The 13,303-nt window shown below is 64.0% G+C and carries 12 protein-coding genes and 1 pseudogene; 8 read left to right on the forward strand and 5 right to left on the reverse strand.

What is annotated here, in order from left to right; translation table 11 throughout:
* Window positions 1–46 precede the first annotated feature (46 nt).
* The 5 genes from livH to OC537_RS20375 are packed head-to-tail and all read left to right on the forward strand — an operon-like array spanning window position 47 to window position 4,583.
* Window positions 47–973, forward strand: a complete 927-nt coding sequence (livH, locus tag OC537_RS20355) for a high-affinity branched-chain amino acid ABC transporter permease LivH (protein ID WP_111913037.1) — start codon at window positions 47–49, stop codon at window positions 971–973.
* Window positions 973–2,241: a high-affinity branched-chain amino acid ABC transporter permease LivM gene (locus tag OC537_RS20360; RefSeq protein ID WP_162627384.1), complete on the forward strand. Its 1,269-nt coding sequence runs from the start codon at window positions 973–975 to the stop codon at window positions 2,239–2,241. The genes livH and OC537_RS20360 overlap by 1 nt, the downstream gene beginning before the upstream one ends.
* The gene (gene livG, locus OC537_RS20365) at window positions 2,238–3,023 is read left to right on the forward strand and encodes a high-affinity branched-chain amino acid ABC transporter ATP-binding protein LivG (RefSeq protein ID WP_106885414.1); all 786 of its coding nucleotides are present in this window, start codon (window positions 2,238–2,240) and stop codon (window positions 3,021–3,023) included. Before OC537_RS20360 ends, livG begins: the two co-directional genes overlap by 4 nt.
* Window positions 3,024–3,033: 10 nt before the next feature.
* Window positions 3,034–3,735, forward strand: coding sequence for an ABC transporter ATP-binding protein (locus OC537_RS20370; RefSeq protein ID WP_106885413.1), 702 nt, complete (start codon window positions 3,034–3,036; stop codon window positions 3,733–3,735).
* Between the two features lie 2 nt (window positions 3,736–3,737).
* A complete protein-coding gene (locus OC537_RS20375) occupies window positions 3,738–4,583 on the forward strand; it encodes an AraC family transcriptional regulator (protein ID WP_262113998.1) in 846 nt (281 codons plus the stop codon).
* Here the strand turns inward: OC537_RS20375 and OC537_RS20380 are convergent.
* A pseudogene (locus OC537_RS20380) lies at window positions 4,562–5,154 on the reverse strand (LysE family translocator). The gene OC537_RS20375 and the pseudogene OC537_RS20380 overlap by 22 nt on opposite strands.
* Before the next feature lie 167 nt (window positions 5,155–5,321).
* Here OC537_RS20380 and glpE point away from each other — a divergent pair.
* A complete protein-coding gene (glpE, locus tag OC537_RS20385; protein ID WP_025328822.1) occupies window positions 5,322–5,645 on the forward strand; it encodes a thiosulfate sulfurtransferase GlpE in 324 nt (107 codons plus the stop codon).
* A gap of 29 nt (window positions 5,646–5,674) precedes the next feature.
* Entirely contained in the window at window positions 5,675–6,508 is an 834-nt protein-coding gene (gene glpG, locus OC537_RS20390; RefSeq protein WP_262114037.1) for a rhomboid family intramembrane serine protease GlpG, read from the forward strand.
* A gap of 211 nt (window positions 6,509–6,719) precedes the next feature.
* Here glpG and OC537_RS20395 read toward each other — a convergent pair whose 3' ends face one another.
* Complete coding sequence (locus tag OC537_RS20395) at window positions 6,720–9,161, reverse strand: VolA/Pla-1 family phospholipase (protein WP_262114000.1); 2,442 nt, start codon at window positions 9,159–9,161, stop codon at window positions 6,720–6,722.
* Window positions 9,162–9,463: 302 nt separating this feature from the next.
* On the opposite strand from OC537_RS20395, the gene ubiK reads away from it, so the two are divergent.
* Window positions 9,464–9,721 carry a ubiquinone biosynthesis accessory factor UbiK gene (ubiK, locus tag OC537_RS20400; protein WP_262114002.1) on the forward strand — a complete coding sequence of 86 codons (258 nt, stop codon included), beginning with the start codon at window positions 9,464–9,466 and terminating at the stop codon, window positions 9,719–9,721.
* 171 nt (window positions 9,722–9,892) lie between these two features.
* On the opposite strand, the gene fre is transcribed toward ubiK, so the two are convergent.
* The 3 genes from fre to OC537_RS20415 form a co-directional block, all read right to left on the reverse strand.
* Window positions 9,893–10,591 (reverse strand): NAD(P)H-flavin reductase, encoded by a 699-nt coding sequence (gene fre, locus OC537_RS20405; RefSeq protein WP_025328826.1) that lies wholly within the window; start codon window positions 10,589–10,591, stop codon window positions 9,893–9,895.
* 154 nt (window positions 10,592–10,745) lie between these two features.
* On the reverse strand, window positions 10,746–12,215 hold the full coding sequence (gene ubiD / locus OC537_RS20410) for a 4-hydroxy-3-polyprenylbenzoate decarboxylase (RefSeq protein WP_025328827.1): 1,470 nt from the start codon (window positions 12,213–12,215) through the stop codon (window positions 10,746–10,748).
* Between the two features lie 33 nt (window positions 12,216–12,248).
* Complete coding sequence (locus OC537_RS20415) at window positions 12,249–13,253, reverse strand: hypothetical protein (RefSeq protein ID WP_262114006.1); 1,005 nt, start codon at window positions 13,251–13,253, stop codon at window positions 12,249–12,251.
* Window positions 13,254–13,303: the final 50 nt, after the last annotated feature.

Below are 13,303 nucleotides of genomic sequence, written 5' to 3' on the forward strand. Positions count from 1 at the left end.
AGCGTCACCCCCTCCTTTCTTTGCGGGCAAGTACAGGGAACGCAGTATGTCCGAACACCTTCTTTATCTGGTTCAGCAGCTGCTGAACGGATTGACCATAGGTAGCACCTATGCGTTGATCGCCATCGGCTACACCATGGTCTACGGCATCATAGGCATGATCAACTTCGCCCACGGCGAGGTCTACATGATCGGCTCCTATGTCGCCTTCATGGTGATGGCCGGGCTCATGATGATGGGCATCGACAGCACAGTGCTGCTGCTGGGCGGCGCCTTTCTGATCAGTATCCTCATCACAGGCAGCTATGGCTGGACCATAGAGCGGGTCGCCTATCGCCCGCTGCGGGGCGGCAATCGCCTCATCCCCCTCATCTCCGCCATCGGCATGTCGATCTTCTTGCAGAACATGATGCGAATGGCACAGGGCTCGCGCGATATCGCCATGCCCACCCTGATCTCCGGGGGTTGGACCCTGGGCGGTGAGGAGGGCTTCCAGGCCAGCCTCTCCTACATGCAGCTCATCATCTTCGTGGTGACCTTCATCACCATGCTGGCGCTGACCCAGTTCATCAACCGCTCCCGCATGGGCCGCGCCTGTCGCGCCTGTTCGGAAGACATCAAGATGGCCAACCTGCTGGGCATAGACACCCATGTGGTCATCTCCATCACCTTCGTGCTGGGGGCCGCCCTGGCCGCCGTCGCGGGCGTGCTGCTCGGCATGTATTACGGCGTCATCAACCCCTATCTCGGCTTTATGGCCGGTCTCAAGGCGTTTACGGCAGCGGTATTGGGCGGCATCGGCAGCATTCCTGGCGCCGTGATCGGCGGCCTGCTGCTCGGCGTGGTCGAGGCGCTCACCGCCGGTTACCTCAGCACCGAGTACAAGGATGTGATGGCCTTCGCCCTGCTCATCTTCGTGTTGCTCTTCATGCCCACCGGCATTCTCGGCCGTCCGGAAGTGGAGAAAGTCTGATGAAACGTCAATTTATCCATGCCTGCATCGCCAGCCTGATGCTGCTGGTGCTCTCCTTCTGGCTGCTCGGCTTCAAGCTGGAGACCGATGGCTCCCGCCTGCTGGTGGTGAGCCGGCTCGATGTCTCCCTGGCCTGGCTGCTGGGGGGCGCCACCATCGTCTTCTGGTTCCAGATGCTGCGCGGCCAGATCAGTCGCCTGTTCCAGGCCTCCATCAGCGGCTTCTCCGTCGGCTTCACCAAGCTGGTGCTGCCGAGCCCGGAGGAGGCGCCCAAGCTCTACAACCTCACAGCCATCCTGGTGCTGTTGTTTGCGGTCAGCTGGCCCTTCATGGCGTCCCGCGGTGCCATCGATCTCGCCACCCTGGCGCTGATTTACATCATGCTGGGGCTGGGTCTCAACGTGGTTGTGGGCCTCGCCGGCCTGCTGGATCTCGGTTACGTCGGCTTCTACGCGGTCGGCGCCTACAGCTACGCCCTGCTCAATACCTACTTCGGCCTGAGCTTCTGGGAGTGCCTGCCCATCGCCGGCCTGATGGCGGCCACCTTCGGCTTCCTGCTCGGCTTCCCTGTGTTGCGGCTGCGGGGGGACTATCTGGCCATAGTCACCCTGGGCTTTGGCGAGATCATCCGCATCCTGCTCAACAACATGACCACCCTGACCGGCGGCCCGAACGGGATCTCCGGCATTCCCAAGCCGACCCTGGGCGGCCTGGAGTTCAACCGCACCGTCAAGGATGGGGGCTTTGGCACCTTCCACGACTTCTTTGGCATCGCCTACAACGCCAACCACAAGGTGATCTTCCTCTACCTGATGGCGCTGGTGCTGGTGGTGGCGACCCTGTTCGTCATCAACCGCCTGCTGCGCATGCCGCTGGGCCGGGCCTGGGAAGCGCTGCGGGAAGACGAGATCGCCTGCAAGTCGCTGGGGCTCAACCCCACCATCATCAAGCTGACCGCCTTCACCATAGGCGCCTGCTTCGCGGGCTTCGCCGGCAGCTTCTTCGCCTCGCGCCAGGGCTTCATCAGCCCGGAGTCCTTTGTCTTCATCGAGTCGGCCATAGTCCTCGCGATCGTGGTACTGGGGGGCATGGGCTCCCAGATAGGGGTGGTGCTGGCAGCCATCGTGATGACGGTGCTGCCGGAGCTGGCTCGTGAGTTCAACGAGTACCGCATGCTGATGTTCGGCCTCTTGATGGTGTTCATGATGATCTGGCGGCCGCAGGGACTGCTGCCCATGAGCCGACCCCATATGGAGCTGCGCAAATGAGCAAGCTGAACAATACCAACAACAAATTGCTCGACGTCTCTGACCTGTCGATGCGCTTCGGCGGCCTGCTGGCGGTCAACGGCGTCAAGCTGGATGTGGACAAGGGCGAGGTGATCTCCATCATTGGCCCCAATGGGGCGGGCAAGACCACCATCTTCAACTGCCTGACCGGTTTCTACCGCCCGACCGGCGGTACCATCCGCTACCGTGGCGAGGAGATCCAGGGGCTGCCCGGCCACCTCATCGCCCGCAAGGGCATAGTGCGTACCTTCCAGCACGTGCGCCTGTTCAAGGAGATGACGGCGGTGGAGAACCTGCTGGTGGCCCAGCACAGGCATCTCAATACCGGCTTCATCGCCGGGCTGTTCAAGACCCCGAGCTTCCGTCGCGCCGAGAAAGAGGGGCTGGAGCAGTCCGCCTTCTGGCTGGAGAAGGTGGGTCTCAAGGATCTCGCCAACCGCCCCGCCGGCAACCTGGCCTATGGTCAGCAACGCCGGCTCGAGATCGCCCGCTGCATGGCGACCCGGCCCGAGCTGCTGATGCTGGATGAGCCGGCCGCCGGCCTCAACCCGCACGAGACCGACGAGCTCAACGACCTCATCTCCAACCTGAGGGACGAGTTTGGGGTGTCAGTATTGTTGATAGAGCACGATATGAAGCTGGTGATGGAGATCTCCAACCGCATCTTCGTGGTGAATCAGGGCACCCCGCTGGCCCATGGCAAACCGGACGAGATCCGCAACAACCCGGCCGTGATCAAGGCCTATCTGGGCGAGTCGTAAGGAAATCAAGATGTTAGAACTTCGCAACGTATCGACCCACTACGGCAAGATCCAGGCGCTGCACGACGTCAGCGTCGAGATAAAAGAGGGGGAAATCGTCACCCTGATCGGCGCCAACGGCGCCGGCAAGACCACCCTGCTGATGACGCTCTGTGGCGAACCCAAGCCCAGCAGCGGCAGCATCTGGTTCGAGGGGGAGCAGATAGACTCCCTCAGCACCGCCCGCATCATGCGCAAGGACATCGCAGTGGTGCCTGAGGGGCGCCGCATCTTCGCCCGCCTGACGGTGCAGGAGAACCTGCTTATGGGGGCCTTCTTCGTCGACAAGGCCGAGCAACCTGCCCTGCTGGATCAGGTGTTCACCATGTTCCCCCGGCTGCACGAGCGGCTGGAGCAGCGGGCGGGCACCATGTCCGGCGGCGAGCAGCAGATGCTGGCCATAGGCCGGGCCCTGATGAGCAAGCCGCGCCTGCTGTTGCTGGACGAACCCTCCCTGGGGCTGGCCCCCATCATCATCCAGCAGATCTTCGACACCATAGAGCAGCTGCGCCAGAAGGGGATGACCATCTTCCTGGTGGAGCAGAACGCGAACCAGGCGCTCAAGCTGGCGGATCGGGGCTATGTGCTGGAAAACGGCCGGGTGGTGCTGCAAGACACGGGGGCGGCCCTGCTCGCCAACCCGGCAGTGCGCCAGGCCTATCTCGGCGGCTGATCATGAGCAGGGCAGAGGCAGGGCCGGACAGACACAGCTTCTGGCACGACCCTGCCCTGCCCTTCATCGAGGCGCGGGCGGTGCAGGATGGCCGCCACGTCTGCTACGACAAGCACAGCCACGCCCACTTCTCCATCGGCGCCATCACCGGCGGCCACAGCCACTACCTCAACCAGCGGAGCCTTCAGGAGGTCGGCCCGGGTTCCCTGGTGCTGATGAACCCGGAGGAGGTGCACGCCTGCAACCCCATCGCCGACCAGCCCTGGTCCTATCTGATGTTCTACCTCGACACCGACTGGCTGCGCAGCCAGCAGGAGGAGGCCGGCCTCGGCAGCGAGTTTAGGCCCTTCGACATGACGGCGAGCCGGGATCCCCTGCTCTACCAGGGCTTGCAGCACCTCCATCACCAGCTGGTGAAGGCGCCGGATCCCCTGGCCCGCGAGGTGGCCTGCCACCTGTTCAGTCGCCAGTTGCTGGCCAGGCTCACCCCGGCACGCTGGGACGATCGCCCGCCCCAGCACCTGCAACGGGCCGCCGAGCTGATGCAGGACGACAGCGCCAGCCCCCTCAGCCTGTCACAGCTGAGCGCCGTGGCCGGGCTCACCCCCTCCCACTTCGTGCGCGCCTTCAGCCACCATTACGGCATGACCCCCCACGCCTATCTGCTGGACAGGCGCATCCGCCACGCCCGCACCCTGCTCAAACAGGGGCAGCCCCTGGCCGAGGTCGCCCTGGCCAGCGGCTTTGCGGATCAGGCCCACTTCCAGCGCCAGTTCAAACGCCGGGTCGCCACCACCCCGGGCCAGTACAGGACCCAGCTCGCCCGTCAGGCTGAACGCACCAGATAGGCGGCGCTGAGCAGCAGCAAGAGTGCCATGGCCCGGTTGAACCAGCGCAGTCGGCGAGGCACCAGCAGCAGCCCCTGCATGCAACTGCCGGCATAGGCCCAGCAGGCGATGGAGCCAAGGCAGATCACCAGATAGAGAGAGGTAAACAGGGCTATCTGCCCCAGCCCGCCCGCGACCCCGTAGGCCCCCATCCCCATGCTGGCCGCCAGCCAGGCCTGGGATTGAGCCACTGCATCAGGGCCCCGTACCAGAAGGCGGGTGGCGCCCCCTCGACCCGCTCCAGCTGCCCCCTGTCCACCAGCAGCTGCCAGGCCATGTAACAGAGAAAGAGCACGCCGCCCCAGTGGATGGCGCCCGCCGCCACCGGCCACCGGGACAGGGCACCGCCGAGGCCCAGCCCCATCAGCAGGAGCAGCAGGATGAAGCCCAGGGTCGCCCCCACCACGTGGCGCAGGCTGGCCGGGAAGCCGTAGCGGGCACCGGTGCCGAGGGCGACCAGGTTGACTGGCCCCGGGGAGATGGACATGGCCAGGGCAAACCCGGACATGGACAACAACAGACTGATTTCCATGGATGATGCTCACGCAAAGGATTGAGCCACCAGCCTACCCGGCCCGCCCGAGCCGATATTGAAGGAAATTGCGATCCCGCGGCACATGGCAAGGCACATTGCGGGCTTAGCGCTAGCCACGGCTTGCGGTAAACTGGCCCTCAATCATCTATTTGCAGGACATCTCAATGGACCAGTTTGCCCATATCAGCGCCCAGGATGCCCACCAGAAGCTGGAGGCCGGTGAGGCCCGTCTCGTGGACATTCGCGATCCCCAATCCTTCGAGACGGCCCACGCGGTCGGCGCCTTCCACCTCACCAACGGTTCCCTGGTTCGCTTCATGAACGAGGTGGACTTCGATACCCCGGTGATCGTGATGTGCTATCACGGCAACAGCAGCCAGGGAGCGGCCCAGTATCTGCTGCAACAGGGCTATGACGCCGTCTACAGCCTGGACGGCGGCTTCGAGGCCTGGCGCAGGGAGTTCCCGATCCAGGCAGGCGACGCATGACAGGGGCGGGCCACTCCTCCCCGGCCGGCATGATCCAGCTGCTGGTACTGGGTGACGCCCGCATGGCCCAGGCGCTGGTGGATTACCTCGCCACCCTGGGCATCTCGTGCGAGCTGACCCAGTCCGAGCTCGGCGTCTCGGTCTGGCTGGCGGACGAGCTGCGCCTCGCCCAGGCCCAGCAGGAGGTGAAGCGCTTCCTGGCCGAGCCCAATCACCCCCGCTACATGGAGGCCTCCTGGCAGTCCGGCCGGGCGGATGCCCGCATCGACTACAGCAAGGGGATGACGGATCCCGTCACCGACTTCCTCCATCAGGCAGGCCCCCTGACCCTGGTGGTCATCATCGCCTGCCTGGCCATCTATGCCCTCGACGCCATAGGCCTGCCCATCTTCGACGAGCTGGCGTTCCACCCGACCCTGGCCCAGTTCACCGACTGGCAGGCCTGGCGCTACGTCACCCCGGCCTTTATCCACTTCTCGGTGCTGCACCTGGTGTTCAACCTGCTGTGGTGGTGGTATCTCGGCGGCCAGATCGAGCAGCGGCTCGGCAGCGGCAAGCTGTTTATCCTGCTGCTGGTCGGGGCCGCGCTACCCAATATCGCCGAGTTCTTCGTGAGCGGCCCGCGCTTTGGCGGCCTCTCCGGGGTGGTCTATGCCCTGCTCGGCTACAGCTGGATGCGGGCCAGACTGCAGCCCGCCTGCGGCCTCACCATGCCGCCGGCCCTGATGGGCTTCATGCTGATCTGGCTGGTGCTCGGCTTCTTCGACATGCTCGGCACCCCCACCGCCAACATGGCCCATCTGATCGGCCTGCTGGTCGGCCTGCTGCAAGGCTGGCTGGACAGACATCACAGACCGGCGTGAGACCTGGTTGTCGACCAGTCTTTCGACCTGCTCGGCAGCCAGAGCGACCGCCAACATGGCACACCTGGTGGGTCTGCTGGTCGGCCTGCGGCAAGGTTGGCTGGACAGGCATCACAGACCGGCGTGAGGCGTTTGCTACAGTCAGCCCACCGCTATTACCCCAAAAACAAAACGCCGCCCCTAAGGGCGGCGTTGTTATTGGCCGGCTGGCTTACTGCTTGAGCAGGCTGGCGTCGGTCACCTTGACCGCAGTACCACCGCTCGCGAAGAAGCTGCCGAACTGGGTCTGCATCTCTGAGGTGACGGCGCCGGTCGGATCGAAGTTCTCATCCGGTGCCAGCAGCGAGCTGTGACCACCGGCCAGGAAGCGGGCCGCATGGTGGTTGGCCGCCCCGCTGGCGGTCAGCGGCTGCAGGGCCAGCACCTTGAACAGCGGCTCGGTGCCACCCAGGGGGGCGGTGGCAATGCTGTTCGGGATAACCCGATCCGACAGGCTCAGGGCGCCGTCGCCGACGACTTCGGTGGCAAACAGCGGGAAGTCCGCCGCTATCCCGCGACCCAGGTTGATCGGATCCGCCGAATCCAGCACCGACTGGGCCGCGAAGCTGTAGCTCTGCAGGGTACCGGCCGCGCTCTCCTGGGTGGCGGCGTCCAGGCTCGGCAGGAACTCGTTGACGAAGCAGGTCGGCGCCGCCGTCTTGCAGTTCGGCGCATAGGCGGTGAAAGCCGTCTTCAGGGCGGCACTGCCACCGGTCAGCACGCTCATCTGGATGGTCGGGCCGAAGGTCGGCGAGTTCAGCAGCAGCGGGGCTATGCCGCCACCCGGCATGGCCAGGCCGCCGGTGGTGAACTTGAACAGGGCATCCGCCTGGGCGTTGCCGATAGGCTGGTTGGCCACCGCCAGCAGGTTGGCCCCGGCGATGGCACCCAGGGAGTGACCCAGGAAGTGCACCTTGAGACCGGCACCTCCTAATTGGGAAGGCTGGCCATTGGCGGAGAAACCCTTGGCATTGGCCAGACCCACCGCCAGACGCAGGCCCAGCAGATCCGCCACGCTCTGTTTCAGGTTGTCCCGCGCCACCGTCAGGTAGCTCAGGTTCAGGTAGGGGGTCGGGTTCTTATCCGTGGTGACCGAGTCCGGACTGCCGGTCAGGGCGAAGCCACGCTCCCCGTGCAGCGGATGGTCGATCACCACCACGGCCACGTTCTTCTTTGCCTGGGCACCGGCACCGATCTGACCCAGTGCCAGGGCGTAGGCGTTCTCCTTCACCGAGGTGACGCCGTGCTGATAGATGATCACATCTGTGATGGTCTTCAGGTCATTGGTTGCGGCGAAGATCCGCATCGGCACGGATTGCACCTCTTCCAGCTTGGGCAGCGGGTTGAAGCGGCCTATGTTCTGCTCAGGATCCAGCGCCTTGCCGCCGGAGGTGAGGGTCACCCCGATCAGCTTGCTCGCCTCCGCCAGCAACTCGGCCTGACGGCTCGGATCGGCGATGAGCTCGCCCAGCAGGGCCGGATCCACACCGGCGCCCACCAGACCGCCGATCACCTCGGCATCCTGTGCCTTCAGCGCATTGGCGATGGCATAGAGGCTGGGGATGGCACCATGCCAGGACTGGGTCCTGGCCTTGTCCCAGGAGCCGGCGGTGGCCGGTGAGGAGAGGAAGTAGGGCAGCTTGACCGTACCGGTAAAGACCTGGGTCATACCGGCAAGACCTTTCAATTGCGGGTTAGCTTCAACGGCGGCGGCAATGGCATCTTTCTGCTCTTGCGGCAGGAACTGCTCCGCATCCAGCTGGGTCAGGAAGGTATTGCTGCCGGTCACGGCCAGGGTGTAGGTGCCGGGCAGGCTGGTGTTGCCCAGGGCATCCTGCTTCCACAGGGCGGCAGCGTCCAGGGTCGGGCTCTTGAGCACGGAAGCGGCCGCGCCCTTCACCGCCACCAGCACGTCGGCACCGGACTGGGTACCGAACCAGTCGGAGAAGATCACGTGATCGCTGGTGATGCCGGTGGCCGCCTTGAACAGCCCTTCCTGCAGCGCTATCAGGCCGCTGATGGTCTGCTCCTGGACATTGCTGCCGGTGGTGCTCTTGTAGTTGCTATAGTCGCTGCCCACCCGCAGGGGGTTGCCGCTGCTGTCCTTGAGCGAATCGGTCGCCACTATCATGTAGTAGGAAGAGGGATTGAGCGGCTTGAGCGGCACCAGGTTCAGCTTGCCCGCCGACTCGGCGACCACGAAGTCCACCCCGTAGGCCAGCACCTTCTTCACACCACTCGGGCGCAGGGCGGCGCTGTCGAATTCCAGCTCCAGCAGGTAGAGCGGGGCCACTGAGGCACCGAATTCGGCGGCGGACGGCGCCTTGACTGTGATGCCCGAGGCAGTCACTGGCACTATCTGGATCGCCTGGGTAGTGGACCAGCCATCCAGGGTGGAGAGGGCTGAGACTGGATTGGAGAGATCGGCCGTTTCGGTCGAGAACTTCAGGGTGCCGTCACTGGCACGGGCGGCCAGGGCGCTGGGGCGCGCCGCATTGGTGCCGCTCAGCAGATAATCGAGATAGCTTGAGGTATCGCCTTTGTTTTCGTCACTGCCACCACAACCGCTCAGCAGCGCACTGACGACTGCCGCGTAAATTAGCTTCTTTTTCATATCCTTATCTCTTTATATGTTGTTATCCATGATGAGCCTGACGGGGTAGGGTCCAAACCCGACCGAGTCATATTAACAGCAACGCAACAATTAATAAGCCTCTGGTCGGTCATCTGATCTGATTTTTTTGTGTACAACATCAAGGAATTGGAATTGATCCCCGGCGCCAGAGGGTAACAGCCTTCCCCTTATAGCCAGACCCGACCAGAACCTTTCAGCGCCAGTGGCGCAAAAAGCCACCCCGATCTCGGCAAAGGGGGGGATTTGTCGGTAGAATGGCGCCATTGCTTAAGGAGAACCCCATGATCGACCCGAAAAAACTGGAAGAGATCGCCAAACAGATACACAACGCCCTGCCGCCCGGCATTCGCAGCATGGGTGAAGAGGTGGAGAAGAAGACTCGTCAGGTGCTGCAGGCCCAGCTGAACAAGCTGGATCTGGTGAGCCGCGAAGAGTTTGACGTGCAGACCAAGGTGCTGCTGCGCACCCGGGAGAAGCTGAGCGCCCTCGAGGCCAAGCTGGCCCAGCTGGAACAGCAACTCGGCGCCAAGGGCGAGTAATACGGCTCGACGTCCCGTCGGCACATAAAACAAACCCCAGCCTGGCTGGGGTTTGTTGTTTCTGATACCCAAGGGCGGGGCCGATACTGGCTGGCAAACCAAGTTGCTCATCCCCCCCTTCTCCCGCGAGGGGAGAAGGGAGCTGATCGGCGTTCCTCGGCTAGACGGTGATCAGATGAACTCGTAGGCGTCGCCGAAGATGCGCTCTGGCTCGGCCCCCAGCACCTTGAACTCCTCGCGGGCGGCACCCGCCATCTCGAAGCGACCGGCCACATAGATGTCGTAGTCATGCAGGCTGACGAAGTCGTCCATGATGGCCTTGTGCACCAGGCCGGTCTTGCCGGTCCAGTCCGCTTGTGGCTCCTGCACCACGGGGATGAAGGTCAGCGGCGCATAGTCGCGCTCCCACTGCTGCATCAGCCCCTGCTCATAGAGCCAGTGCGCCTGGCGCACGCCCCAGTAGAGGAACACCGGACGCTTGCTGCCGGTATCGATCAGATACTCCAGGATGGCGCGGGCGTAGGAGAAGCCGGTGCCGCCTGCCATCAGGATCAGGGGGCGCGGCGATTCGTCACGCAGGAAGGCCTTGCCCGCCGCCAGTTCGATCTCGATCTCCCCCTGCTCGCGCATGCGGGCCAGCACCTGACCGGCGTAGGCGTTCTCCGGGGTGGCACCGATCTGCAGCTCCAGCACACCGGAGCGGGTCGGCGAGTTGGCGATGGAGAAGGGGCGCTTGTCCGAATCGCTCATCACCACCAGCAGATACTGGCCAGGCTTGAAGCTCACCGCTTGCTGCGGCGTCAGGGCCACGTGCCAGATGGTGTCGACATATTCGCGCAGTTCCTCTACGCGGCACTTGATACGTTGCATTCTTGTCCTTGTGAGGGGCCTGCCCGGCCCGCTTCGCTCATGGTTTCACTGTTTTCTGGCGACCAGCTTGTGGTCAAGTCAGTCGAGCATACCCAATTCGGCACGGCAATACCGCACTTTTGCGTCGACATGGCCGCCAACCCGGGCGGGTCGCTCAGTCGAGGATCTTCAACTCGTCCCAGATCCCGTCGATCTTCTGCTTCACCGCCTCGTCCTGGACTATGGGCTGACCCCACTCCCGGTTGCTCTCCCCCGGCCACTTGTTGGTGGCATCCAGCCCCATCTTGGAGCCGAGCCCCGAGACCGGCGAGGCGAAGTCGAGATAGTCGATGGGCGTGTGTTCGATCAAGGTGGTGTCCCGCGCCGGGTCCATCCGGGTGGTAATGGCCCAGATCACGTCCTTCCAGTCCCGGGCGTTGATGTCGTCGTCGCAGACGATCACGAACTTGGTATACATGAACTGGCGCAGGAAGGACCAGACCCCCAGCATCACCCGCTTGGCATGGCCGGGATAACGCTTCTTGATGGTCACCACCGCCATCCGGTAGGAGCAGCCCTCCGGCGGCAGGTAAAAGTCCACGATTTCGGGGAACTGCTTCTGCAGCAGCGGCACGAACACCTCGTTCAGCGCCACCCCGAGCACAGCCGGCTCATCGGGCGGGCGGCCGGTATAGGTGCTGTGATAGATGGCATCGCGGCGCATTGTCATGTGAGTGATGGTGAACACCGGGAACTCGTCCACCTCGTTGTAGTAGCCGGTGTGATCCCCGTAGGGACCCTCGGGTGCCATCTCCCCCGGCTCCAGATAGCCTTCCAGCACGATTTCGGCGCTGGCGGGCACCTCGAGATCGCAGCTCAGGGCCTTCACCACCTCGGTGCGGCTGCCCCGCAGCAAGCCTGCGAAGGCGTACTCGGAGAGGCTGTCCGGCACCGGCGTCACGGCGCCGAGTATGGTCGCAGGATCGGCGCCGAGCGCCACCGCCACCGGGAAACGCTCACCCGGGTGGGCCTCCTGCCACTCGCGAAAATCGATGGCGCCGCCGCGGTGATCCAGCCAGCGCATGATCAGCTTGTTCTTGCCGATCTTCTGCTGACGGTAGATGCCGAGGTTCTGGCGCTTCTTGTAGGGGCCGCGGGTAATGGTCAGTCCCCAGGTCACCAGGGGCGCCACATCGCCGGGCCAGCAGTGCTGGATGGGGATCTGGTCCAGGTCCACCGCGTCCCCCTCCAGCACCACCTGCTGACAGGGGGCGGAGGAGAGCCGCTTGGTCGGCATGTTGAGCACCTGCTTGAAGATGGGCAGCTTCTCCATCAGCTCCTTGAGACCACGGGGCGGCTCGGGCTCTTTCAGGTAGGAGAGCCAGACCCCTACCTGGCGCAAGGCACCGACGTTGGGCTGGCCCATGCCCATGGCGACCCGATCCGGGGTGCCGAACAGGTTGGTCAGCACCGGCATGGAGTAGCCTTTGGGATTCTCGAACAGCAGGGCCGGGCCGCCCGCACGCAGGGTGCGGTCGCTGATCTCGGTCATCTCCAGATAGGGGTCTATCTCGCGGCTGATGCGCTTGAGCTGTCCGGTTTGTTCCAGCTGCGCGATGAAATCACGCAAGTCCTTGTATTTCATGCAGGTACCCTAGCGGGGTCAGGAGGTTCCGCATTATAACCCTGGCCGCGCATCCGGTGTACCCGTATCGGGCAGCATGACGGACGAGGCGTGACGTCGCTCCTGTCGGGTAAGCCTGTCCGCCAGCTGGCCCAGCAGCCTGGGCTCGTCCATCTGCAGCAAGAGACCGGCCACCAGGCCGCCATACTGGTGCTTGCCGAGCTCCGCCAGCAGGTATTGCTGGGCGCCGTCCGGCAGCGGCGAGAGCCGGCTGAGCTGCTGCAGGGCGGGGATCATCAGCCGCCCGTTGCGGCTGGCGGCGATCAGCAGATCGCTCGCCTCCTGGCCATTATGGAAGCGGGGAATGGAGTGCAGGGCCGTCAGGCTGTCGTGATCCACAGGCTGACGCCACAGCTTCAGGTAGAGCGCGGTATCGCCGGTCCGCTCGATGAGGTGCAGCAGCAACTGGTTGTCAGGCAGGAAGAGGTTGAGTGAGGCGAGCCGGTCGGCCTCGCGCCGCAGCACCGGGGTGGGCTGATCATCGAGCACGGTCAGCAGCGCCTGCTGCTGCCGGGCCAGCTCAGGGTTGCGGCTGTAGTAGAGCTGCTTGTAGTCGAAGCGGTTCTGCTCCAGCAGTTGGCGGTAGTTGTCCTGCCAGGCCAGCTGCTGCCAATGATTGAGCACCAGCCGGGCCTCGGCGGCAAAATCATAGGCGGGCAGCTGGACCAGGAAGCCGTCCACCTCCCCCTCCACCAGCCATTGCGGCGCCTTGGCGGCTTGCTTACGCACCCAGGCCAGCAGATCGGGGCTGGGGGCATCCGATGACTTGAGCCCGCTCAGCAGCTGATGCAGCAAATACTCCCGCTGCCCCACCGCCAGACTCTCCAGCAGGGCATCCATGGCGTCAAACTGGCCGAGGGCCAGCCGGCCGTTCAGATATTCACTGTGACCTTGCAACCCCTCGTCAGCCACCAGCGGCGCCCGCTGCGGCGGGAGCGAATCGGCCTGCACCGGGGCGACCAGCATCCAGCAGAGCCCTATGAGAAATACCAGCTTCATGACGTCCCTGTCCTTGTGACATCGAGGCTCACATACTACTAAGCCAGCCG

It is taken from the genome of Aeromonas sp. Marseille-Q5825, from assembly GCF_946892685.1.
GTDB classification, from domain to species: domain Bacteria; phylum Pseudomonadota; class Gammaproteobacteria; order Enterobacterales; family Aeromonadaceae; genus Aeromonas; species Aeromonas rivipollensis.

Excerpts from the sequence above, each read along its gene's own strand:
- livH (WP_111913037.1), top strand. The coding sequence starts at position 47 with ATGTCCGAACACCTTCTTTATCTGGTTCAGCAGCTGCTGAACGGATTG.
- OC537_RS20360 (WP_162627384.1), top strand. The coding sequence starts at position 973 with ATGAAACGTCAATTTATCCATGCCTGCATCGCCAGCCTGATGCTGCTG.
- livG (WP_106885414.1), top strand. The coding sequence starts at position 2,238 with ATGAGCAAGCTGAACAATACCAACAACAAATTGCTCGACGTCTCTGAC.
- OC537_RS20370 (WP_106885413.1), top strand. The coding sequence starts at position 3,034 with ATGTTAGAACTTCGCAACGTATCGACCCACTACGGCAAGATCCAGGCG.
- OC537_RS20375 (WP_262113998.1), top strand. The coding sequence starts at position 3,738 with ATGAGCAGGGCAGAGGCAGGGCCGGACAGACACAGCTTCTGGCACGAC.
- glpE (WP_025328822.1), top strand. The coding sequence starts at position 5,322 with ATGGACCAGTTTGCCCATATCAGCGCCCAGGATGCCCACCAGAAGCTG.
- glpG (WP_262114037.1), top strand. The coding sequence starts at position 5,675 with ATGATCCAGCTGCTGGTACTGGGTGACGCCCGCATGGCCCAGGCGCTG.
- OC537_RS20395 (WP_262114000.1), bottom strand. The coding sequence starts at position 9,161 with ATGAAAAAGAAGCTAATTTACGCGGCAGTCGTCAGTGCGCTGCTGAGC.
- ubiK (WP_262114002.1), top strand. The coding sequence starts at position 9,464 with ATGATCGACCCGAAAAAACTGGAAGAGATCGCCAAACAGATACACAAC.
- fre (WP_025328826.1), bottom strand. The coding sequence starts at position 10,591 with ATGCAACGTATCAAGTGCCGCGTAGAGGAACTGCGCGAATATGTCGAC.
- ubiD (WP_025328827.1), bottom strand. The coding sequence starts at position 12,215 with ATGAAATACAAGGACTTGCGTGATTTCATCGCGCAGCTGGAACAAACC.
- OC537_RS20415 (WP_262114006.1), bottom strand. The coding sequence starts at position 13,253 with ATGAAGCTGGTATTTCTCATAGGGCTCTGCTGGATGCTGGTCGCCCCG.